This is a genomic window from Blautia sp. OF09-25XD, assembly GCF_003482095.1.
GTDB classification, from domain to species: domain Bacteria; phylum Bacillota; class Clostridia; order Lachnospirales; family Lachnospiraceae; genus Fusicatenibacter; species Fusicatenibacter saccharivorans.
The window spans coordinates 287,660-308,518 of the sequence record NZ_QUMG01000001.1 but is presented as its reverse complement, the minus strand read 5'-3'; the positions used below and the strand labels follow the sequence as shown (position 1 = coordinate 308,518).

Here is a 20,859-nt window from a genome sequence, read left to right as displayed (position 1 = left end):
CATATGCTTAGCAAAAGAAAAAGAGCATCCTACCGAAACTTTCGTTCTGGTAAGACGCCCTCGTCTTGATCTATGATATTAGTATAGTTGGCTGATTCATTTAAGATGGACTTATTATAGCGCAGCTTCTTCATTTTGCAAGTATTTCTCTGTACAAATCAGCCAGTTCATTTCCGATCTTTTTGTGTATTTTTCACTATTCCCCTGTATTGCAGAACAGATGATATCCCACGCACAGCAGCAAAGCGGCCGCAAGAACCGTAAGAAATGAGCTGCGGATCATCAGGCTGATGAGAAGCCCGACCCCCATCCAGAACAGCAGAAAACCTAAAATTCTGCACAAACGAGCTTACTCCTTATCCGCCTCTTGGTTTATTATATGCTCTACTTTCTCTGCGGTATACCCTTCCTCTTCCTTTTTGCCGGTAAAGCGGCTGATCAGATCCGGAGCCATGTCAATGATTTTGGTGACAGCATCCTGGTTTTTGATGTTGACCAGACGCGTTCCGTTTTTGCTGATGACAAGAACGGCGCTCGGAGAAATTTTTCCGCCCATACCGCCTCCTGCATTGTTCTTTGCATTTTCTGCGAATGCACCCGCTCCCACGCCGAAGGAAACGTCTACCAGCGGCAGAAGAATCGTATCCTCAATGTGGATCGCCTCACCTACGACCGTCTTTGTTGTGATAAAGCTGTCCATTCCGCGGAACAGTGCTTCTACGGTATTCTGAAATGTGTTGTCCTTTTCTGCCATCTTTTAGGCCTCCTTGTGTTTGAAATGTCGTATGGTTTTCCGAAGATTCTGATCCCGGAATAATCGAAGTGCAATGCCGGCTGCTGTCACAGCCTGAAAACTTCCTTTCATCCGGACATCGCCCCGGAGAATTTCCTGTTCGAAATCCGGCTGGATGGAAAGGTCTTTCGGCAGTTTTCCATAAATCATACCCAGAATGCCGAGTGTCTCTCCGGTCAGTGCCGGATCGTCAAATCCGAACCGGACTGTGCCGGTTACTTTTTTCGGTGCTGCTTTCTTCAGGAAATAAAGCACTTCTTTCTTTGCATGGAGCAGTGCCTCACGGAACATCTTCGAACGGAAGAATTTTTTCACACTCTCCCACTTTCTTTTTAACCGTCTGCCTGCCTGGATTTTCTGCTCCAGTTTTTCAAGCAGACGGAACGGAAGTTCCAACAGCCGGAAAGCTGTCTGCAGCAGACGGCTGGCAAGATTCAGCAGTTTTTCCGGAAGATATTCGATCCTTCCGAAAAACCGTTCCAGAATGCTTTTTTTCGGCGCATCCGGTTCCTGCTCTTGCTCTGGCTGCTCCTTCTGTGCTGTCACCTTCTGCTGCTTTTCTTTCTGGTCCGGTGCTTTCTGCTCTGCTGTTTTTTCTGCTTCCGGCGCATTTTCTGTCTCATTTTCCTCCGTCCGGGGCACGGACGCTTCTCCCCGGCGGATCTTTTTCAGCCGCCGTTTCCATGTTTCCAGTGATGCCCCGAAAAGCAGAATCTGCGCCTCCGGCTTCTGTTCCTCATACGAGGCCGTCAGCGCGACAGCTCCGAAAAGCCACGATACTCTTCCGCTCGCTTTTACGCAGGCAAATCCCTCTTCTTCTTTCAGAACCTGCGCCCGGTAGCAAAAAGGAAGAAACAGGACGGTGCAGACGATAAGAAGCACGAGAAACAGTAAAACAAGGAGTAAAATCCCCAGTGCCTTCAAAATCATGAATAGTATATGTATCATTCACATCCCTCAATCCGGTTCAGCAGCCATTCCCGGATTTTTACTTCTCCGGTTTCCCGATAAGTTTCCAATGCGATCGCTCCACAAGCTCAAAAGCTTCCTCGCGCGACACGGCAAGTCCGACAATCATCGGACAGTTTCTCCGCACGGCCGGCTGCAAAAGCAGATCCGCCGGAATTACATCCAGATTGTTCTGCTGATTGGAAGGCAGTGTGAGGAGCCAGACTCCCGGAACTGCTTTTTTGTTCTCAATCCGGCGCATCCATTTTTTCTGTTTCTTTTTTGCAGTATCCCCGACGTACAGATTTTTATACCAGTTTACCATATTTTCCCTGAGCCTGTGGCTGAACCTTCCATAAATTTGCTCTCTTCAGTTCCAGATACTCCTGATAGGCCTTTTCCAGAATCTGCCGTTCATTGGAAAACTTCAGCAGATGATATGCTTCGTGATACTTGTAATAGCCCGAATCCACAAAGTATTCTTCTCTCTGTGGACGGCTGTAGTAGCCGGATGAGACCATCAGATACCAGTGCACCTCTTTTTCCACGGTGTCCTCCGGAATGCTGAAGCTGTACTGGCTTTTTCCCACGTACTTGATGATGGTTCCGTGCACGCCGGACTCCTCATATACCTCGCGGACAGCGGTCTGTTCATGGGTTTCTCCCGGCTCAACGGTTCCTTTCGGCAGAACCCAGCCTTCATATTTGTTACGGTAGCTTTTGTAAAGCGTCAATATTTTTCCACGGTAGATTACGATACCTCCGCAGCTTACTGCTTCGATCATACGTTTTAAGCTCCTTCTGGCTTTTTTCCATTCCCTGACAGCTCTTTTCTTCCCGCTTGCCGCCAGATCTTCTGTTAAAAAGTATACCTCTTTTCCCGCCCCCGCGCAACCTTAAAACCGCATCCTTTTTCTAACATTTTTCTAAAAATTCAGAAAACGCGCCCGAACCCATCCTTTCCGGTTCGAACGCGTTTTTTTCATCGTTTACTGCTGTGCATAATATGCTTCAATTACCTGTCTCGCAATCGGTACAGCGACTTCACTCGAATATCCGCCGTTTTCTGCCACAACAGCAATGACAATATCAGGATCATCCGCATTGGAGAATCCGACAAACCAGGAATGCGGTGTCTCTCCGTCGCTTCCGTGTTCTGCGGTTCCTGTTTTACCGGCGATATTGTACGGCAGATCCGAAAGTGAAACTGCAGTTCCGCTCTGGACAACGCCTTTCATCAGCTCTGTCAGCGTATTGGCTTCGCTCTCGGACATTACCGTGCCAAGAGACTCTTTGTAAAAGGTTTTGACTGCCTGTCCGTCCGCAGACACAATGTTGTCCACATAACGCGGTTTGATCATTTCTCCGTCATTTGCAACCGCGGAGGCGATCAGTGCCATCTCCATCGGTGTTACCAGCGTATCACCCTGGCCAATGGAGGTCTGCATCACAAGAGCATCCGCCGTTGTCGAATCAAGGTCGAAAGAACTTTTGCTGGTCGGAAGCTCCAGATCCAGACGGCTGTTCAGATACAGGGAATCCGCCAGCGAGCGGAAGGCATCTTTATCCAGCCCAAGGCCAATCTGTGCAAAGGCAGAGTTGCACGAATGTGCAAACGCACCTGCAAAATCTTCCGGTCCATGCACTTCACCGCCGGAGCAGTGAATCGTATAGTTTCCTGCTGTCAGCTCACCGTCACAGTCGAACGAAAAACCGTCCAGTGTGCCGTTCTGACGGAGATACGCAAGCGAAGTAACAATCTTGAACGTAGATCCCGGCGGATATCTTCCCTGCAGACCGCGGTTCAGAAACACGCCGCTCTCATCGTCTGCGTTCAGTGCCTCCCAGTCCTCATCAATCGTATTAGGATTAAAAACCGGATTGCTCACATTGGCAAGTACACGGCCCGTTTTTGCCTCCAGCACGACAACTGCACCGCGGTATCCGTCCAGTGCATCGGCCGCGGCCTGCTGGAGTGTTGTATTCAGCGTTGTATAGAGACTGTCTCCCGGGTTCTTCGCATCGCTGAATTCATTCTTTACCTGCTTTAACTTACTTGTATGGGACTCCATCAGCATATAGTTGTAGGAAGATTCGAGGCCGCTGTTTCCTTTTCCCGTGTAGCCAACCACCTGCGCAAACAGGCTGCCGAACGGATACGTTCTTACCTCATCCCCGTTTTCATCTGTCGTCGTCTTTGCCAGTTCCTGGCCGTCCGCAGAATAGATTGTTCCGCGGATCACGCGCTCTGCATAGTTATTCTGTCTCGTATTGTAAGAACTATTCAGAAATTCTTCTTTCCGCACGGCATTAAAGTAAACGAGATACGCGATCAGCCCAAGAAACATGGCCACGAACAGGAACGAAACGATCAGATACGGCCCTGCGCCGTTGTTTGCCGCCTTACCAGTGGAGGCTGTTCTCGGTCTGCTCTTCGATCCGCCGTTCGAATTCATCCGGCTGCTCGCGGTACTTCTGGCGGGTTCCCTGTCCGTCGTTCCGGCTGCCGCTCTTCTTTCGTCTTTCGGTCTCTTCGTCCGGGCGTCGTTTTTTCTTGGCGCCTGGGTCGTTTTTCTGCTGGTTTCGTTTCTTCTTGTTTTGTCTTTTCTCAAGCTCCTCACCTTCGTCTTCCCTTAAGATGTACAATCCCTGAATGATCGACAGCATCAGCACCGTGGAGAACATAGAGCTTCCTCCATAGCTGACCAGCGGCAGCGTGATACCTGTCATAGGAATAAATTTAATGGTTCCTCCGATGGTGAGGAACACCTGTGTCGCATATTCCGTTCCAAGACCCATGGCAATCAGTTTGTAGAACCGTTTGCTCATCTTCATGGAAATATTGATAATCAGAAGGAATGTGGACATGCACAGCAGAATCAGGCAGATTCCGAAGATAATGCCCATCTCCTCACAGATCGCACAGAAAATAAAGTCTTTCGTTGCAACCGGGATAATGTCAGGCCGTCCCTCGAAAAGGCCGGTTCCGAACCATCCGCCGGAGCACATGCCGAAGAGTCCCTGTGCTAACTGGCTGCTGATATCCCAGTTTCCGATCGGATCCTGCCAGAGTGCCACACGGTTCCGTACATGGGAAAACAGGAAATACGCCACAACGCAGGCGGCACTCATTCCCGCAAGTCCCAAAAGCGGATATCTGGCTTTTCTCGTTGCCACATAGATTACAACCACGTACGCCATAAAGAAGACGAACGCAGTTCCAAGGTCGGTGGATGCAACAAGGATCAGCACATGAACTGCCGCAACGACCGTTGCTTTCACAACGTTTCCAAAGGAATTATCCTCGCGCAGCATGCCTGCCATAAAGAACACGAGTGTGATCTTGGCAATCTCGGAGAGCTGGAACGTAATGCCGTGGATTTCGATCGACAGCTTCGCACCGCCGGAAGTAAAGCCAAGCACCATAACGACGGAAAGCATAGCAATTCCGAGCACAGCGTAAATCCAGGTCAGATTTTTCAGAAACTTGCCCTTTCGGACAATGACCGGAATGATGAAGCAGAGCAGTGTGGATGCCGCCAGAATTTTGTACTGGGACATCGCCTTTGACACGCTCAGTCTCGTCAGAATAATCATGCTGATCGAGAGCAGCATACACATGTTGTTTACCAGGATCATCGATGCCTTCCGGTAAATCAGGCGGTACAGGATCTGTACGCCCAGGATATACGCCATCGTGAGCAGAAACATCTGAATCGTTGATACTTCGCCTTCCTGCAGGAACATCACGAAGAAACAGATGAAATTCATCAGAATGATCATGATGATCTGCCGCATCAGAATGTAATGGCGCTCATCCTCATCCCGCTCTTTGAGTGCAGCAAACGACTGCACGGTAAAACAGATCATGAGGAAGGTAATCACATATTTTGATAACTGAACAATGGTATTTTCCATAAATTCCCCTTATTTTTTCTCACCGTTTACTCTACTTTCCGGCGGAAATGGCCTTTGGTATATTCCTGTTCGGCCGGAACTGCGATTCCTTTACAGTACGTTCCAGCAAACGCAGCGGCGATTTCTTTTGTCTCCTCCAGTGTCTCGATGGTAAAATTCAGCCGCACCGCAGCCGGATGCATGGACCGGATCTCATCGGCTTCTTTTACCAGGCCGAGCGGAAGGCTGTTGTAGATCACACTGTAGCACGAGGTGCAGTAACTCTTCACCGGGAAGTATTTTCCCATCCGGTCTTTTAAGCGTACCAGAGAATAACTGTGATTGCAGCCGTTCAGGTTCTTCTGGACACACTGGGCGGAAACCATCATCGGAAGGTAGCCGTAGACCACCATTTCGCTGTTCGTATTGTCACGTTTTCCGATTTCCCGCTCGTTCAGCTCATACGGAACGGTATCACGCTGCACGCCCTGCTCCTGCCAGAATGCCTGCGCACGGCTGTTGTACGTGTAAACGCTGTAATCGAGCCGGATATCCTTTTCCATTCCCATCTCTTTCAAAAATGAAAAGCTTTCGAGATTGCGGATCAGGAAACCGCCAAGACCGATCTCCTTCAGACAGCGGAACGTGTCGCGGTATTCCTTCAGATCGCCTTCACGCACAACGTGCGGCAGCATCAGATAAACCTGTTTTCCCAGTTCTTTCGCCTGCAGGATTCCTTTTTCCGCCTGTTCTTCGAAGATTTCCCGTTTGAAGCATCCCATGCCGGCGTAGATCGTCGTGATCTCCGGAATCTCGAGCAGCGCATTCCACTGGGCTCTCGTCTCGGCAGATGCGGTCAGCTCCATTTTCTTTTCTGCCCTGTTCTCCTGGTCCGGTTTTCCAGATGCTTTTGCTTCCTGTTCCGGCTTTTCCGCTGCTTTTCTGCGGTATGGCTCTGTCATCTCTTTCACCAGCTGGTCCGAAACGCCTCTCCGCAGCTCGTTTAACGTCTGCATCGGCACGAAACAGTTGTCATCCATACAGACATCGAGTTCTTTGAAATAGAATGGTGTCTCGCCTGTCTTTTCCAGCTGTGTTTTTACGCGTTCCTCTGTCAGCGGCTGCTTCTTTGCCGGTTCTACCATGCCCGCCTCTGCTGTTACGCTGTATTTTCCGCTTTCTGCACTTAAGAACGCCGGCTGGCCCGGATACAGGGTCAGAAAGCCGGAAATCGGCTCTTTTGCCTCAGTCTCGATATAATCTCTCTGGATCTCATAAAAGAGCTGCTCATTTCTGCGCTGTTTCTTTTTATTTTCCTGCTCTTTTTCGTTCTTCAGCGCCATCATATCGCGTCCGTTTCTTACGGTATAATAGCTTTTGTTGAAACCGTCACGGTTATACAGCTCATACAGCTTTTTCATGTCCTCCGGCAGAACGTGGAAACGGGACGGCTTTTTTTCGTACAGATCGAGGTATTTGCGGTAAATGCTGACAACGCCCGCTGTATACTCCGGCTTTTTCATTCTGCCTTCGATTTTGAGGGACATAATCCCGGATTTTACAATCTCCGGCAGCAGTTCTACCGTACACATATCCTTCGGGCTTAACGGATAGCGGTCGCCCGGCTCCCCCATGCGGTGGTTGTCTTTATCGTACGCTTCGTACGGCAGACGGCACGGCTGCGCGCATCTTCCGCGGTTTCCGCTTCTCCCGCCGATCAGGCTGGAAAAAAGGCACTGTCCCGAATAGCAGTAGCAGAGCGCCCCGTGGACGAAGCATTCAATTTCAAGGTTGGTCGTCCGGTGGATTTTCTGGATCTCCGCAAACGAAAGCTCACGGGCTGGTACCACACGCGTCGCGCCAAGGCTCTCCAGGAAACGCGCTCCCGCAGATCCTGTCACTGTCATCTGTGTGCTCGCATGAATGTCGAGATCCGGGAACCAGGAGCGGACCGCCTTTAAAACGCCCATATCCTGGACAATCACGGCATCCAGTCCCTGCTCATAGTACGGACGCAGATACGGATACAGTTTCTCTTCCAGTTCCTCCTCTTTTAAGAGGGTGTTGACCGTCAGATACAGTTTCCGGTTCCGCAGATGGACGTAATCGATGGCTGAGAGAATCTCCTGCTCATCCAGATTTTTTGCATACGCTCTTGCGCCGAATGCGGCTCCGCCGAGATAGACGGCATCCGCACCGGCGGAAACCGCCGCTTTTAACGCTTCCATCGAACCGGCTGGTGCTAATAATTCTGTCTTCATCTTTATCTCCTAAAAACGGGCGATTACCTGTTCCGCAATCCCCCGTTTTTCCTTCTTTTACGCTTTTAATAAATCTTCCAGATCCTTATTTGCCTTATCAAGCTGCCGCTGCAGTTCTTCCATCTCGCCGCGCACATGTTCCAGCTCGATTCGTTTCTCTTCCAGCTCTTTTTTCAGATCGCCGGCCTGGATTTCCGCTGCGATCAGATCGTGCTTCATATCGTAGGTTTCCCGGTCTTTGGCTTCCATATCCTCTTCGAGGGTATCTACCTGGCTTTTTGCTTTGAAATAGTCGTCTGCAATGTTCAGTGCAAGCAGTGTGTGCTTCGTATCCACCGACAGGCGGTTGTATCCGGCTGACTGGGAAAGTTCGCTGATCTTCTGATTCAGATAAGCAGCTACTTTCTGCAGATATTCCGGGCTCTCATAGCCTCCCAGTGTGATAATTTTTCCATCTATTAAAACCTGTGTTGTATTTTTTACAGCCATTCTTTTGCTTTTCCTCCACTGAATTTAACCGGACCAAACTTCCGGCTAATATAACCTATCATATACCGAAAATGGAAGAAAAACAACCTTTTTCTGCAAAAAGCGACAGAAAATGAAAGATTCAGGGCTTTTACTCTTCGATCTTACGCGGTGCCTCCAGCCCCAGGTGGTGCCAGGCAAATTCCGTTGCCACTCTTCCGCGCGGAGTGCGGTTGATAAATCCGGATTTGATCAGGAACGGCTCGTAGACATCTTCGATGGTTCCGGCATCTTCTCCAATTGATGCTGCCAGGGTATCGAGTCCCACCGGACCGCCCTGGAACTTTTCCATAATGGTGGTAAGAAGCAGCCGGTCAGTCTGATCCAGTCCGTAACGGTCTACTTCCAGCAGATCGAGAGCAAATGATGCGACCTCTTTTGTGATTCTTCCATCGTATTTCACCTGGGCAAAGTCGCGGACACGCTTTAAAATCCGGTTTGCCAGACGCGGTGTTCCCCTGGAACGGCGCGCCATCTCAAGCGCTCCCTGCGGGTCCACCTCCACATTCAGTACTTTTGAGGAGTGCAGGATAATGTTGGCCAATTCTTCCTCCGTGTAAAATTCCAGATGGTGGATGACACCGAACCGATCGCGGAGCGGAGCAGTCAAAAGACCTGCACGCGTTGTTGCGCCGACCAGCGTAAACTTCGGCAGATCCAGGCGGATCGAGCGCGCCGAAGAGCCTTTTCCGATCATGATATCAATCGCAAAATCCTCCATCGCTGGGTAAAGAACCTCCTCGACCTGGCGGTTCAGGCGGTGGATCTCATCAACAAACAGGACGTCGCCCTCCTGCAGATTGTTGAGGATCGCTGCCATCTCACCCGGTTTTTCGATCGCCGGGCCGCTCGTTACCTTCATATGGGTTCCCATCTCATTTGCAATGATGCCCGCCAGCGTTGTTTTTCCAAGTCCCGGAGGGCCGTAAAACAGCACATGATCGAGAACATCACTTCGCTGTTTTGCTGCTTCAATATATACTTTCAGGTTCTTTTTCGTCTTTTCCTGTCCGATGTAGTCGTCCAGGTGCTGGGGACGGAGCGAACCTTCGATTTTCACGTCCTCCTCGAGAACGTCAGTTGTGATAATTCTTCTTTCCATCGTTATAAGGTTTCCTTCTTCCACAATTTAGGACCATCTGCTAAAACATATGCTTCAATGCCGCTTTCAGCACAGCCTCGCTGTCCATGCCTTCGGTGATTTCGACTTTCTTTACTGCCTGCAGTGCTTCCGTTCCGGAGTAGCCAAGCGCAGTCAGCGCCTGTACCGCATCCTGGAAGGCATCCGGTTCGCCTGCCTGCCGTACCGCCGCAGCCGCCTGATTTCCTGCCAGCTTCTGCTCGAACGCTTCCTGCAGGTCGAATTTGTCTTTTAATTCCAGAATCAGCTTCTGCGCGGTCTTCTTTCCGATGCCCGGTGTTTTGGCAATCGCCTGGACATCTTCCGAGAGGACGGCAAAGCGCAGATTGTCTGCAGTAAGCGTGGACAGCACCGCAAGCGCCGCTTTTGGTCCGATGCCGCTTACGCCGATCAGCATACGGTATATTTCAAGATCTTCACGGGACAGAAAGCCGAATAGGGAAATTCCGTCTTCCCGCACACTCATATGGGTATATATCTTTAACTCTTCTCCCTCCCGGATGCCTGCGTCGAACATACTCGCTGGAATATTCAGCTCATAGCCGATTCCATGGCTTTCGAGAATCATTTTTCCTTCCGAAAGAGAATCTACAGTTCCTTTGATAAATGCAATCATGTTTTTCCTCCAAAGCGCCGTTTTCTTTTTTCGAAAGCGAACGCACATTCTATTATAGCAGAACTTTTCTCATCACGCAACGATTAGTCGCTGTCTTTCTTGCATGTCAGATTTTTTCGTCTTATAATATCTTTAGATTCAAAAAAGTTTTTCAAAGGAGACAAAAAACCTTATGCAGATCATAGATTCTACCCCCGCTGCTCTCTCTGCCAATCTTCAGATGTATCTGAGAAACGGCGATGTCTTTTTCGATATTGAGACGACCGGCCTTTCCTGGCGTACCTCGCATCTCTATCTGATTGGTGCGCTGTTCTTTGACCCGGCCGCGGATGCTTTCACACTGCGCCAGTGGTTTCTTGATCGACCGACCGAAGAAAAAGAGATGCTTGTCTCTTTTTTCACGTTTCTTTCCGACGTGAAGCGGCTGGTGCATTTTAATGGAACGACATTTGATCTTCCTTACCTCACACACAAAGCACTGTTTTATCAGATGGAAGATCCGCTTTCGTCAATCGCATCCCTGGATCTTTATCAGGCACTCCGCCCGTTTCAGTCAATCCTGGGACTTTCTTCAATGAAACAGAAAAATGTGGAACAGTATCTCTCATTCCCACGGAAGGATCAACTTAACGGAAAACAGTTGATTTCTGTTTACCACGACTATCTTCAGACACTGGATGAAAAGAAACTGGAACTGCTTTTCCTTCACAATTATGAGGATGTCCTCGGCATGGGTTCTGTTCTGGAACTGCTCGCGCTTCCTGCCCTGTTTCACGGCGATTTTTCTGTCCAGTCGTGTCGTTTTACCGGACAGACACTGGAAGTTTCACTGCAGCCCGAGCGGGAAGTTCCGGTTTTCCTCTCCCGTGTCTGCGCGGATGGTTCTCTTACAGCCTTTGGTTCACGGGTTTCTCTCTCCCTGCAGACGCATACGGCGGAGCTGAAATATTTCTTCCCGGACTATAAGAATTACTATTATCTTCCGCTGGAGGATCAGGCTGTTCACAAGAGCGTTGGCGCGTTTGTCGATCCGGAACACCGTCAGAAAGCAAAGGCTGCCAACTGCTATCAGCGGCGGACCGGTACATTTCTTCCGCAGCAGAAAGAGTTTTTCACCCCGGCCTTCCGCGAGGATTTCAAAAGCCGCCCTTACTATTTTGAGTGGTCCGATGCCTTTCTTTCGCAGGAAAATCTCCTGAAAGAGTATCTCTGTTCCGAGCTTCAGCTCTTTTTCAAAGACGATAGCAAAACCAGAAAATAAAACAGCCGTACACGTTTTTGCATGCACGGCCGTTTTTCCGGGACTGTCCTTTCCAAGCAGTCCTTTATTTTTTCTCTTCTTTCTCTTCTACCTTTTTTTCTTCCTTTTTCAGAGAAGCATGATGCGTTCCCTGCAGATGCGGATAGGCGCGCAGATAACGTTTCGTTGTCAGGCGCATCAGCCAGTTGGTCGGAAGCTGCGGTTTTGTCATCTGGTCAAAGCGCTCCAGCAGCTCTTTAAGATCCGGCATCTTATCACTGCGCACATCAAATCCAAGTGCCGCAAACCGTTCTTTCTGCTCTGCTCCGAACTCGGTCAGGCGTTCCTTCTGCTCTGCTCCGAACTCCATCAGGCGGTTCTTCGACTCGAAAAGCGGATTTCTTCTTCCCTCGGCTTCTTTCCGCTCCTTCTCCAGCTTCTGCATCTGCTCCATTGCCTCAGACAGTGTCTGGCGCTTCTCGGCCAGATATTCTTTCATCTTATCTCTGGAATACTCTGCACGATACTGCTGTACTTTCGCATTCATCTCCTCGGCAAGCTGGTTAAAGCGGGATTTCTGCAGATATTTCAGAAATTCTCCCCACGTTTTCTCCAGACTGCGCATCTTCTGTCCCAGCTGGAATGCTGCGGCTGCGGAAAATCCAAAATCTACCAGATAGCAGACGGTAACAACGGAAACAATGATCTCTCCTGTAGTATCCGAAACAAGATTCACTACTTTCACGGCAATCGGCTGCAGAATATAGAACAGCCCCAGTGTAAAGAATCCCCAGGCAATCGAACTGCTGAGGCAGATCTTTCCCTGAAAATTAAACTTCTGATTGCTGTAGTCCCACCAGTGCGCATGAAAAATGGTCTCCATCAGCACGCCGGTTACATATTCCAGAACCGTCGCTACAATGACACCTCCGAAATACAGTGCCCAGACGTTCGCTTCAAACGGGCGCAGGATCAAGTATACCATAACAGCGCCGGTGCCGTACAGTGTCAGCAGCGGACCATTGACAAAACCGCGGTTGACCAGTTTTTTCTGCCGGATCGATACATAGGAACTCTCCCAGATCCATCCGCAGAAGCTGTACAGCCAGAACCATGCTAGAACGTGGTACAGATCCACACCCAGAATCTTCGTCTCCCACATAAACTTTCATCCCCTTTTTCTTTTCTGGTGCCAAAAACAGGATGATAAGAAAATACCGCAGGCAACAGGTTTCCTGTCTGTTCAGGAAACCCGGTTGTCTACGGCATTCTAATCATCCAACTGCAGCACCTGCAAGTTAAATTATTCTTACTCTTCTACTGGCTCTTCGTTTTCCAGAGCTTTCATGCTCAGAGAGATTTTTTTGTCTTCCTCGTTGAAATCAACTACTTTTGCAGTGATTTCCTGTCCGATTTTCAGTGCATCAGACGGTTTCTCAACATGCTCTCTGGAGATCTGGGAAACATGAAGCAGAGCATCTACGCCCGGCTCAAGCTCAACGAATGCACCAAAGTCAGTCATACGGGCAACACAGCCTTCTACTACGTTGCCTACAGCGTATTTGTCAGCAGCGTTCAGCCACGGATTCTCTTCCGGGAATTTTAAGGAAAGAGCAATCTTGTCGCCGTTGATGTCTTTGATCAGAACTTTTACAGTCTCACCAACTTTGAATACTTTTTTCGGGTTCTCTACGCGGCCCCAGGACATCTCAGAGATGTGAAGCAGTCCGTCAGCTCCGCCCAGATCGATGAATGCGCCGAAATCGGTAACATTCTTAACAGTTCCCTCTACAACATCGCCAACTGCGATGCGTGCGAACAGTTCTTCCTGCAGTTTCTTCTTCTCAGCAACGATGAGCTGTTTGCGGTCACCGATGATGCGTCTTCTTCTCGGGTTGAACTCGGTAATAACGAATTCAATTTCCTGATCTGCATATTTAGACAGATCTTTTTCATATACATCAGATACAAGGCTGGCCGGAATGAATACTCTGGTCTCCTCAACAACTACGGATAATCCTCCGTTCAGTACCTGTGTTACTTTTGCTTTCAGAACTTCATGATTCTCGAATGCTTCCTCGAGTCTCTTGTTGCCTTTTTCAGCAGCAAGTCTCTTGTAAGTAAGAAGGACCTGTCCCTCTCCATCATTTACTTTCAGAACTTTGACTTCCATTTTGTCACCTGGCTGTGCAACGGTGTGAAGATCGATGGAAGAATCGTTGGAATATTCGTTTTTGGTAAGAATACCATCGGCTTTGTATCCGATATTCAGGATAATCTGATCGTCTTTGACATCGATTACAGTACCCTCAACGACTTCTCCGTTTCTGATTGTTTTAAATGATTCATCCAGCATTTGTTCAAAACTCATTTCTGACATTTTTTGAACCTCCTCAATTATTTTATTCGGGGTGGATGCCCCAGCTGTAATACCTACGCGACCAAATGATTGAAAAGGCTTAGATTCCAAATCAACGAGTGTCTCTATAAAGTAAGTATTTTTACATTCTTCTTTACATATCTCATACAGCTTTTGCGTGTTTGAACTATGTCTGCCTCCCACGACAAACATGGCATCAACCTTCCTGGCAATTGCTCTCGCTTCCGTCTGTCTTTCCTCGGTAGCGTTGCAGATAGTCTTTAAAACAGTACTATCATAACTCTTTTTCAAAAAAATTTCAACTAAATCTTTAAATTTGTTGTAATTAAATGTCGTCTGTGCCACAATAGATATTGGTTTTCCATTTTCGGGCACAAAACTTTCCGCTTCTTCGGCGGTATGCATCACGGTAACCGGGCCGCTCGCCCATCCCATGATGCCCTGTACCTCCGGATGATCCGCGCTTCCGATGATGACGACGTGGCGGCCTTTTCTGCCCTCCTCGTCCACAATCCGGTGGATCTTCTTGACAAACGGGCACGTCGCATCTACAATCTTCATGCCGCGCGCTTCGATCTTTTCACAGACATCCCGCGACACGCCATGCGACCTGATCACAACGGTTCCGCCAGAAAGCCCCTCTAGTTCATCTTCCGAATGGATCACCTGCACGCCGCGGTTTTCGAGATCCTCCACAACCTGTTCGTTGTGAATAATCGGCCCGAAGGTGTAGACCGGCTTTTCACCGCTCTCAATTTCACGGTATACCGTATCGACCGCCCGTTTGACGCCGAAGCAGAAGCCTGCACTTTTTGCAACAGTTACTTCCATCTGTTTTTCTTCTCCTCTTTTCTCTGCCGCGTTTACATGCGCTCGCGGGCAAGGCTTAAGATCTTTTCCACAACCTCATCGATCGTCATTTCAGAGCTGTCAACGAGTACGGCGTCTTCTGCCTGTACCAGCGGGGAATGCTCTCTGTGCATGTCCTGATAATCACGCTCATTGATATCTTCCTCGATTTTCGCAAGATCGGCTGTCTGTCCCTTTTCGGTCAGCTCTTTCCAGCGGCGCAGTGCGCGGACATGGGCACTTGCTGTCAGATAGACTTTCAACGGTGCGTTCGGCAGAACGGCAGTTCCGATATCGCGGCCGTCCATCACAAGATCCGTATTCTCCGCCATCTCCTGCTGCAGCTCCACGAGTTTTTTCCGTACTTCCAGATAGGCGCTTGTCGCGGATGCCATCTTTCCAGCCTCCTCGGTGCGCAGTCTTCCGGTGACATTGACGCCGTTTAAATAAACCTGCTGCTCTCCGTTTTCGTAGGAAATGGAAATTTTCACATCTTTGCAGGCTGCCTCAATTTTTTCCTGCTCTTCCGGTGCAATGCCAAGATCTGAAAAATAGATGCCCATGGCACGGTACATTGCTCCTGTATCAACGTAGACAAACGAAAGCTCCTTTGCCACACGTTTTGCGATTGTACTTTTGCCAGCGCCTGCCGGTCCGTCAATTGCAAGATTAAATCTCATCTTCTCTCTTCCTCCTGAAAATTCTAAAATCTGTGATCCATATTTTATTCCTGTTCTTCCTTTGCCCGGATCTCTTCGGCTGCAGCGTGGGCACTTGCCCAGGCAATCTGCAGATTGAAGCCGCCGGTCAGTGCATCGAGATCGAGCACTTCTCCTACGAAGTACAGACCTTCTTTTTTCTTTGCCTCCATCGTGCCCGGACGGATCTCTTTCACGGAAACACCACCCTGTGTGATAATTGCTTCACGGAAACCCCGTGTTCCGGTTACTGTAAACGGGAAATGCGTGATCAGCTCTTCAAAGTGCTGACGCTCCGCTTTCGATACGGCATTGACCTGTTTGTACGGGTCGATCCCGCCAAGAGAGAGCATCACCGGAAGCAGTTTCGCCGGGAACAAACTGTTGATCACGTTGCGGAACTGTTTGTTCCGGTTTTCCTCAAATTCACGCAGGATCCGCGCATCCAGCTGTTCTTCCGTGAGTGCCGGCTTCAGGTTCAGATATCCTTTCAGCGGCTGCTGTTCCAGTGCTTTTCCGATGTAGGAGCTCGCAGAAAGCCCCAGCGGGCCGGAAATTCCGAAATGTGTAAACAGCATCTCGCCGAATCCATCGAACAGCGTCTTTTTGCCGTTTTTAATCGTCATCGTCACATTTTTCAGGGAGAGTCCCTGCAGCTCACGGATGTACGCTTCCTCTGTTTCCAGCGGCACCAGCGCCGGGCGGAGCGGAGTGACGGCAAGTCCTGCCTCTTCTGCGAAACGGTAGCCGTCTCCATCCGACCCCGTCGTCTGGTACGACATACCGCCGGTTGCGACAACGACATCATTGTAAAAAAGCTCTTTCCCGTTTTCCAGGCGGATTCCTTTCACGCGGTCTCCTTCGAAAAGAAGCTCTTTTACTTTTGTATTCTTATGCACCTGAACATTTTTCCGTTTCAGTTCCGTCTCCAGCGCGCGGATAATATCCGAGGAGTGATCTGACTCCGGGAAGACACGGTTTCCGCGCTCCACTTTTAAGCGGACACCTGCCGCTTCGAAAAACTCCTGCACCTGGGCGCTGTCAAAGCTGTAGGCGGAGCTGTACAGAAATTTCGGGTTTGTCACCACATTCGTGAAGAACTCTTCTGTCGGGCAGTCGTTTGTCACATTGCAGCGGCCCTTTCCTGTGATAAACAGCTTCTTTCCCAGCTTTTCATTTTTTTCATAGAGATGAATCTCTGTCTTTTCGCCGGCGGCAAGCACGGCGGTCATCATTCCGGCGGCGCCTCCGCCGATTACTGCTGCTTTTCTCATGCTTTCTCCTTTACCGGCAGAGCTGCCTTTTTTCCGCCCATAGGACGTGCATCGTCCAGCCCGTTGATTTCATCGTTGCTGTAAACCTGGTACTCATCCCACAGTTTTTCCATGCTCTCAAGTGTCTTTTTCACATCCGCCTGGCGTTTCATGCAGAGCGCCACGACAAGCGCATTGATTACACTCAAAGGGGCCACCAGAGAATCGACGATCGATGCCATATCGCTCTTGGCAATCAGCGTACAGGCTGCATAAACATTCATCGGTGAATGCACACTGTCTGTGATCGTAATCACCTTCGCTTTGCGGCTGTTCGCAAATTCCAGTGCCTTCATCGTACGCATCGAATACCGCGGGAAGCTGATGCCGATCACCACATCATCCTCCGTGATGCGGATCATCTGCTCGAAAATCTCGCTGGAACTGTTTGTCTGTACCTGGCGCACATCCGGGAAAATCATATGGAAATAGAACGCCAGAAAGCTCGCAAGCGGCGCGCAGCTCCGAATGCCGACAATGTAAATTGTCCGCGCAGAAAGAATCGTATCCGCAGCGCGCTCAAAGGCGCTCCGGTCCACTTCTTCCAGCGTCATCTTGATTTTTTCAATATCCGACTGCAGGACGGTCTCCAGAATTTCTCCCTGCGGCACGCGGCCATACGTAAACTGCATCCGCTGCACTGAATTCAGACGATTCATCACCATCTCCTCCAGTGCGCGCTGGAACTCCGGATATCCCGCGTAGCCAAGCTGCATCGCAAAGCGAACCGTTGTCGATTCGCTGACGCCGACCTGCTGTCCCAGGCGCGCTGCCGTCATCGATACGGCCTGGTCATAATGTGCCGTAATAAAATCTGCCAGCCTCTTCTGTCCTTTGCTCAACTTTCCGTAATTTTGATTCAGACGAATGAGGAGATTCTCGTTCGCTGCCTTCTGCTCTTCTGAAGAAGACTGTTCTTTTTCTTTTTTCATGTTATTTTCTTCCTGATTTGTTTTTCCGATCTGCAAATGCCGTTCGGCATCCACATTTTTTCTTTTGGGGGCATCCTGATTCTTTTTCGGACACACCTCGATCTTTTGAATTATAACACGAATAAATTACTGGCGCAATGGCTGAAAAGCTGAAAAGGAAAGCCGGTGTTCTGCATTCCCTTTTTACGGGGAACACAGAACACCGGCTGATTTTTTTACTCAGATTTTATTTAGACCGGATATGCGCCGTCTTTTTTGTCAGCGGCTGCCGGATCTACTTTTGTCTGCTGCGCTTCACGATATTTGAAGAAGTCTACAGCTACCTGCGGGAACAGAGCGTAGGTTAATACATCCTCATCCTGCTGTTTCCACTGCTCTATCTCTTTCTCCAGTTTCGGAAGCTCCGGCTCAAGCAGGTCTGCGTAGCGGCAGGTGATCGGCTCGGTATCGCCGATGCATTTCTTCTGTACTTCCGGATTGAACGGTTTTACAGTTGCACCGTATTTTCCGGCAAGAACGTCTTTTGTCTCTTTCGTTACCATCTTGTAACGCTCGCCCATCAGGACATTGAATACAGCCTGGGTACCAACGATCTGGGAAGACGGAGTAACCAGCGGGCACTCGCCGAGGTCTTTTCTTACGCGCGGTACTTCTTCGAGTACATCGTAGTATTTGTCCTCTGCGTGCTGCTCTTTTAACTGGCTTGTCAGGTTGGAGAGCATACCGCCCGGTACCTGATACAGAAGAGTCTTGATATTTACGCCAAGGTTCTTCGGATTTAAGAGGCCTGTATCGAGCGCTTCGTCTCTCATCGGACGGAAGTAATCTGCGATCTCAGCCAGTTTGTTCTGATCCAGACCAGTATCGTATGGAGTGCCTTTGAAGGTTTCAACCATAACCTCAGTTGCCGGCTGTGAAGTACCCATAGCGAATGGAGACATTGCGGTATCGATGATATCAACACCAGCCTCTACTGCTTTCAGGTACGTCATGGATGCAACACCGGAAGTATAGTGGGTGTGCAGCTGAATCGGAAGATCGGTTGCTTCTTTCAGCGCGGTTACCAGCTCAGTTGCCTTGTACGGAACGAGCAGGCCTGCCATATCTTTAATACAGATGGAATCTGCACCCATCTCTTCGATTCTCTTTGCCATGGTGGTCCAGTAATCCAGGGTGTAAGCATCTCCTAAAGTATAGGAAAGTGCTACCTGTGCGTGGCCTTTTTCTTTGTTGGCTGCGCTGACAGCGGTCTGCAGGTTGCGCAGATCGTTCATACAGTCAAAAATACGGATGATGTCGATTCCGTTTGCAATGGATTTCTGTACGAAATACTCTACTACGTCGTCTGCGTACGGACGATATCCCAGGATATTCTGTCCGCGGAACAGCATCTGCAGTTTTGTATTTTTGAATCCGTCACGGAGTTTTCTCAGTCTCATCCATGGATCTTCATGCAGAAAACGTAAGGAAGCATCGAAAGTTGCACCTCCCCAGCACTCTACTGCGTGATATCCGACTTTATCCATTTTATCGATGATCGGAAGCATCTGTTCTGTTGTCATTCTCGTCGCGATCAGGGACTGATGTGCATCACGCAGAACAGTTTCCATAATCTTGACAGGTTTCTTTTCTACTGCCATTTCTATCCTCCTAAATTAAGTGTTTCTCACTTTTGTTTGTCTTAAGAAGTTATACACCGAAGATCGCCATGAAGGTACCGGCCGCTACGGCTGTACCGATAACACCGGCTACATTCGGTCCCATTGCATGCATCAGCAGGAAGTTCGTCGGATCTGCCTCCGCACCGACTTTCTGGGATACACGGGCTGCCATAGGTACCGCAGATACACCTGCAGAACCGATCAGCGGGTTGATTCTTCCGTGGGTTGCCTTGCACAGTACCTTTCCTAACAGGACACCGCCTGCGGTGCCGAATACGAATGCGATCAGACCCAGGGCAACGATCTTTAAGGTGCTGACATTTAAGAATGCCTCAGCACTTGTGGATGCACCAACGGAAGTACCAAGAAGGATAACTACGATGTACATCATGGCATTGGAAGCTGTCTCCTGGAGCTGTTTTACAACGCCGCACTCACGGAACAGGTTACCAAGCATCAGCATACCTACCAGCGGAGCGGTAGATGGAAGGATCATGCAGACAACGATGGTGATAACAATCGGGAACAGGATCTTCTCGAGTTTGGATACGGAACGAAGCTGCTCCATTTTGATTTTACGCTCTTTCTCTGTAGTCAGAAGCTTCATGACCGGCGGCTGGATGATCGGCACCAGTGACATATAGGAATATGCTGCTACGGCGATCGGTCCCATCAGGTGCTGCTGTCCGAGCTTATTCAGAAGGAAGATAGAAGTCGGGCCGTCGGCACCGCCGATGATGGAAATAGCTGCTGCCTCTCTTCCGTTGAATCCCATGAAAATAGCGAAGAAGTATGCCAGATAGATACCAAGCTGTGCTGCTGCACCCATGATAAAGCTGATCGGGTTTGCAATCAGCGGACCGAAGTCTGTCATCGCACCTACGCCCATGAAGATCAGGGATGGGAGGATACTCCACTCGTCCAGAGTAAAGAAATAGTAGAACAGACCGCCCGCATGCTCAAGACCCTGTACGTCGGTATAAGGCTCAGCCATGATGTCCGGGTAAATGTTTACAAGCAGCATACCGAATGCGATCGGTACAAGAAGCAACGGCTCAAATTCATGCTTAATCGCAAGATACAAGAAGAAGCAAGCCACTGCGATCATAACGTAATTGCCCCAGTCCAGATTAAAAAACGCCGTCTGGTGAAGCAGGTTGTTTAAAGTTTCAGTAATCATTTTTTCACCTCCGGTTTTTTCTTACAACGGGCATTAGTTCATGGTTGCAAGAACATCACCGGATTCTACTGCATCGCCTACTGCTACATTGATGGTTGCTACTGTGCCATCCTGCGGTGCTACAACCGGGATTTCCATCTTCATGGCTTCCAGTACAAGAACAGCATCTCCTGCTTTTACAGCGGTGCCTGCTGCTGCTTCGATTTTGCAGATTTTACCAGGTACAGAAGCAGTAACCTCTACGCTGCCTGCTGCGCCTGCCGGAGCTGCTGCTTTCAGTGCTGCCGGTGCTGCTTTTGGTGCCGGAGCTGCTTTTGCTGCGCTGACTGTTGGAGCTGCGCCTGCTGTGGTTCCTTCTTCTACAGTTACGTTATATACATTTCCGTTTACGGTAATGGTGTAGTTTTTCATTGAAAATTTCC

General features: G+C 49.4%; 20 protein-coding genes. 1 reads left to right on the top strand and 19 read right to left on the bottom strand.

The genetic code is table 11. The features are described 5' to 3' along the window. Window positions 1-196 precede the first annotated feature (196 nt). The 11 genes from DXA93_RS17925 to ruvA all read right to left on the bottom strand — a co-directional run bounded on the left by DXA93_RS17925 (window position 197) and on the right by ruvA (window position 10,184). Complete coding sequence (locus DXA93_RS17925; protein WP_167622772.1) at window positions 197-343, bottom strand: hypothetical protein; 147 nt, start codon at window positions 341-343, stop codon at window positions 197-199. Window positions 344-349: 6 nt separating this feature from the next. Then, window positions 350-754: a GerW family sporulation protein gene (locus tag DXA93_RS01475; RefSeq protein WP_119188460.1), complete on the bottom strand. Its 405-nt coding sequence runs from the start codon at window positions 752-754 to the stop codon at window positions 350-352. Window positions 755-757: 3 nt separating this feature from the next. Continuing rightward, the gene (locus tag DXA93_RS01470; RefSeq protein ID WP_119188461.1) at window positions 758-1,741 is read right to left on the bottom strand and encodes a DUF2953 domain-containing protein; all 984 of its coding nucleotides are present in this window, start codon (window positions 1,739-1,741) and stop codon (window positions 758-760) included. A gap of 40 nt (window positions 1,742-1,781) precedes the next feature. After that, window positions 1,782-2,066, bottom strand: coding sequence for a hypothetical protein (locus DXA93_RS01465; RefSeq protein ID WP_119199120.1), 285 nt, complete (start codon window positions 2,064-2,066; stop codon window positions 1,782-1,784). Next, the gene (locus tag DXA93_RS01460) at window positions 2,050-2,526 is read right to left on the bottom strand and encodes an NUDIX hydrolase (RefSeq protein ID WP_117508996.1); all 477 of its coding nucleotides are present in this window, start codon (window positions 2,524-2,526) and stop codon (window positions 2,050-2,052) included. Before DXA93_RS01460 ends, DXA93_RS01465 begins: the two co-directional genes overlap by 17 nt. 204 nt (window positions 2,527-2,730) lie before the next feature. Continuing rightward, window positions 2,731-4,197: a peptidoglycan D,D-transpeptidase FtsI family protein gene (locus tag DXA93_RS01455; protein WP_243109124.1), complete on the bottom strand. Its 1,467-nt coding sequence runs from the start codon at window positions 4,195-4,197 to the stop codon at window positions 2,731-2,733. Then, on the bottom strand, window positions 4,145-5,659 hold the full coding sequence (locus DXA93_RS01450; RefSeq protein ID WP_117508997.1) for an FtsW/RodA/SpoVE family cell cycle protein: 1,515 nt from the start codon (window positions 5,657-5,659) through the stop codon (window positions 4,145-4,147). The genes DXA93_RS01455 and DXA93_RS01450 overlap by 53 nt, the downstream gene beginning before the upstream one ends. A 26-nt stretch (window positions 5,660-5,685) precedes the next feature. Next, on the bottom strand, window positions 5,686-7,899 hold the full coding sequence (locus DXA93_RS01445; protein WP_117508998.1) for a U32 family peptidase: 2,214 nt from the start codon (window positions 7,897-7,899) through the stop codon (window positions 5,686-5,688). Between the two features lie 57 nt (window positions 7,900-7,956). Then, entirely contained in the window at window positions 7,957-8,388 is a 432-nt protein-coding gene (gene zapA / locus DXA93_RS01440) for a cell division protein ZapA (protein ID WP_055226374.1), read from the bottom strand. Window positions 8,389-8,518: 130 nt separating this feature from the next. Further along, window positions 8,519-9,529: a Holliday junction branch migration DNA helicase RuvB gene (ruvB, locus tag DXA93_RS01435; RefSeq protein WP_022461905.1), complete on the bottom strand. Its 1,011-nt coding sequence runs from the start codon at window positions 9,527-9,529 to the stop codon at window positions 8,519-8,521. A gap of 40 nt (window positions 9,530-9,569) precedes the next feature. Then, complete coding sequence (ruvA, locus tag DXA93_RS01430; protein WP_022461906.1) at window positions 9,570-10,184, bottom strand: Holliday junction branch migration protein RuvA; 615 nt, start codon at window positions 10,182-10,184, stop codon at window positions 9,570-9,572. Between the two features lie 172 nt (window positions 10,185-10,356). Here ruvA and DXA93_RS01425 point away from each other — a divergent pair, with 172 nt between their 5' ends. Then, entirely contained in the window at window positions 10,357-11,445 is a 1,089-nt protein-coding gene (locus DXA93_RS01425) for a ribonuclease H-like domain-containing protein (RefSeq protein ID WP_118600634.1), read from the top strand. A gap of 64 nt (window positions 11,446-11,509) precedes the next feature. Here DXA93_RS01425 and DXA93_RS01420 read toward each other — a convergent pair whose 3' ends face one another. From DXA93_RS01420 to DXA93_RS01385, 8 genes are all read right to left on the bottom strand, one after another. Then, on the bottom strand, window positions 11,510-12,586 hold the full coding sequence (locus tag DXA93_RS01420) for a putative ABC transporter permease (protein WP_055226378.1): 1,077 nt from the start codon (window positions 12,584-12,586) through the stop codon (window positions 11,510-11,512). Window positions 12,587-12,733: 147 nt separating this feature from the next. Then, window positions 12,734-14,635 (bottom strand): bifunctional 4-hydroxy-3-methylbut-2-enyl diphosphate reductase/30S ribosomal protein S1, encoded by a 1,902-nt coding sequence (locus DXA93_RS01415; protein WP_117509002.1) that lies wholly within the window; start codon window positions 14,633-14,635, stop codon window positions 12,734-12,736. 32 nt (window positions 14,636-14,667) lie between these two features. Then, on the bottom strand, window positions 14,668-15,333 hold the full coding sequence (gene cmk / locus DXA93_RS01410; protein ID WP_022462337.1) for a (d)CMP kinase: 666 nt from the start codon (window positions 15,331-15,333) through the stop codon (window positions 14,668-14,670). A 44-nt stretch (window positions 15,334-15,377) separates the two neighbouring features. Continuing rightward, window positions 15,378-16,625 carry an NAD(P)/FAD-dependent oxidoreductase gene (locus DXA93_RS01405; protein WP_118594753.1) on the bottom strand — a complete coding sequence of 416 codons (1,248 nt, stop codon included), beginning with the start codon at window positions 16,623-16,625 and terminating at the stop codon, window positions 15,378-15,380. Beyond that, a complete protein-coding gene (locus DXA93_RS01400) occupies window positions 16,622-17,596 on the bottom strand; it encodes a MurR/RpiR family transcriptional regulator (protein ID WP_117509159.1) in 975 nt (324 codons plus the stop codon). The genes DXA93_RS01405 and DXA93_RS01400 overlap by 4 nt, the downstream gene beginning before the upstream one ends. A 230-nt stretch (window positions 17,597-17,826) precedes the next feature. After that, window positions 17,827-19,236, bottom strand: coding sequence for an oxaloacetate decarboxylase subunit alpha (locus DXA93_RS01395; RefSeq protein WP_022462334.1), 1,410 nt, complete (start codon window positions 19,234-19,236; stop codon window positions 17,827-17,829). A 49-nt stretch (window positions 19,237-19,285) separates the two neighbouring features. Then, window positions 19,286-20,437 carry a sodium ion-translocating decarboxylase subunit beta gene (locus tag DXA93_RS01390; RefSeq protein ID WP_022462333.1) on the bottom strand — a complete coding sequence of 384 codons (1,152 nt, stop codon included), beginning with the start codon at window positions 20,435-20,437 and terminating at the stop codon, window positions 19,286-19,288. Between the two features lie 33 nt (window positions 20,438-20,470). Beyond that, window positions 20,471-20,848: a biotin/lipoyl-containing protein gene (locus tag DXA93_RS01385; protein WP_055266676.1), complete on the bottom strand. Its 378-nt coding sequence runs from the start codon at window positions 20,846-20,848 to the stop codon at window positions 20,471-20,473. Window positions 20,849-20,859: the final 11 nt, after the last annotated feature.

Excerpts from the sequence above, each read along its gene's own strand:
- DXA93_RS01455 (WP_243109124.1), bottom strand. The coding sequence starts at position 4,197 with ATGAATTCGAACGGCGGATCGAAGAGCAGACCGAGAACAGCCTCCACT.
- DXA93_RS01470 (WP_119188461.1), bottom strand. The coding sequence starts at position 1,741 with ATGATACATATACTATTCATGATTTTGAAGGCACTGGGGATTTTACTC.
- DXA93_RS01460 (WP_117508996.1), bottom strand. The coding sequence starts at position 2,526 with ATGATCGAAGCAGTAAGCTGCGGAGGTATCGTAATCTACCGTGGAAAA.
- DXA93_RS01390 (WP_022462333.1), bottom strand. The coding sequence starts at position 20,437 with ATGATTACTGAAACTTTAAACAACCTGCTTCACCAGACGGCGTTTTTT.
- DXA93_RS01400 (WP_117509159.1), bottom strand. The coding sequence starts at position 17,596 with ATGAAAAAAGAAAAAGAACAGTCTTCTTCAGAAGAGCAGAAGGCAGCG.
- DXA93_RS01475 (WP_119188460.1), bottom strand. The coding sequence starts at position 754 with ATGGCAGAAAAGGACAACACATTTCAGAATACCGTAGAAGCACTGTTC.
- DXA93_RS01420 (WP_055226378.1), bottom strand. The coding sequence starts at position 12,586 with ATGTGGGAGACGAAGATTCTGGGTGTGGATCTGTACCACGTTCTAGCA.
- DXA93_RS01450 (WP_117508997.1), bottom strand. The coding sequence starts at position 5,659 with ATGGAAAATACCATTGTTCAGTTATCAAAATATGTGATTACCTTCCTC.
- DXA93_RS01445 (WP_117508998.1), bottom strand. The coding sequence starts at position 7,899 with ATGAAGACAGAATTATTAGCACCAGCCGGTTCGATGGAAGCGTTAAAA.
- DXA93_RS01465 (WP_119199120.1), bottom strand. The coding sequence starts at position 2,066 with ATGGTAAACTGGTATAAAAATCTGTACGTCGGGGATACTGCAAAAAAG.
- ruvA (WP_022461906.1), bottom strand. The coding sequence starts at position 10,184 with ATGATTGCATTTATCAAAGGAACTGTAGATTCTCTTTCGGAAGGAAAA.
- ruvB (WP_022461905.1), bottom strand. The coding sequence starts at position 9,529 with ATGGAAAGAAGAATTATCACAACTGACGTTCTCGAGGAGGACGTGAAA.
- DXA93_RS01415 (WP_117509002.1), bottom strand. The coding sequence starts at position 14,635 with ATGGAAGTAACTGTTGCAAAAAGTGCAGGCTTCTGCTTCGGCGTCAAA.
- DXA93_RS01405 (WP_118594753.1), bottom strand. The coding sequence starts at position 16,625 with ATGAGAAAAGCAGCAGTAATCGGCGGAGGCGCCGCCGGAATGATGACC.
- DXA93_RS01425 (WP_118600634.1), top strand. The coding sequence starts at position 10,357 with ATGCAGATCATAGATTCTACCCCCGCTGCTCTCTCTGCCAATCTTCAG.
- cmk (WP_022462337.1), bottom strand. The coding sequence starts at position 15,333 with ATGAGATTTAATCTTGCAATTGACGGACCGGCAGGCGCTGGCAAAAGT.
- DXA93_RS01385 (WP_055266676.1), bottom strand. The coding sequence starts at position 20,848 with ATGAAAAACTACACCATTACCGTAAACGGAAATGTATATAACGTAACT.
- zapA (WP_055226374.1), bottom strand. The coding sequence starts at position 8,388 with ATGGCTGTAAAAAATACAACACAGGTTTTAATAGATGGAAAAATTATC.
- DXA93_RS01395 (WP_022462334.1), bottom strand. The coding sequence starts at position 19,236 with ATGGCAGTAGAAAAGAAACCTGTCAAGATTATGGAAACTGTTCTGCGT.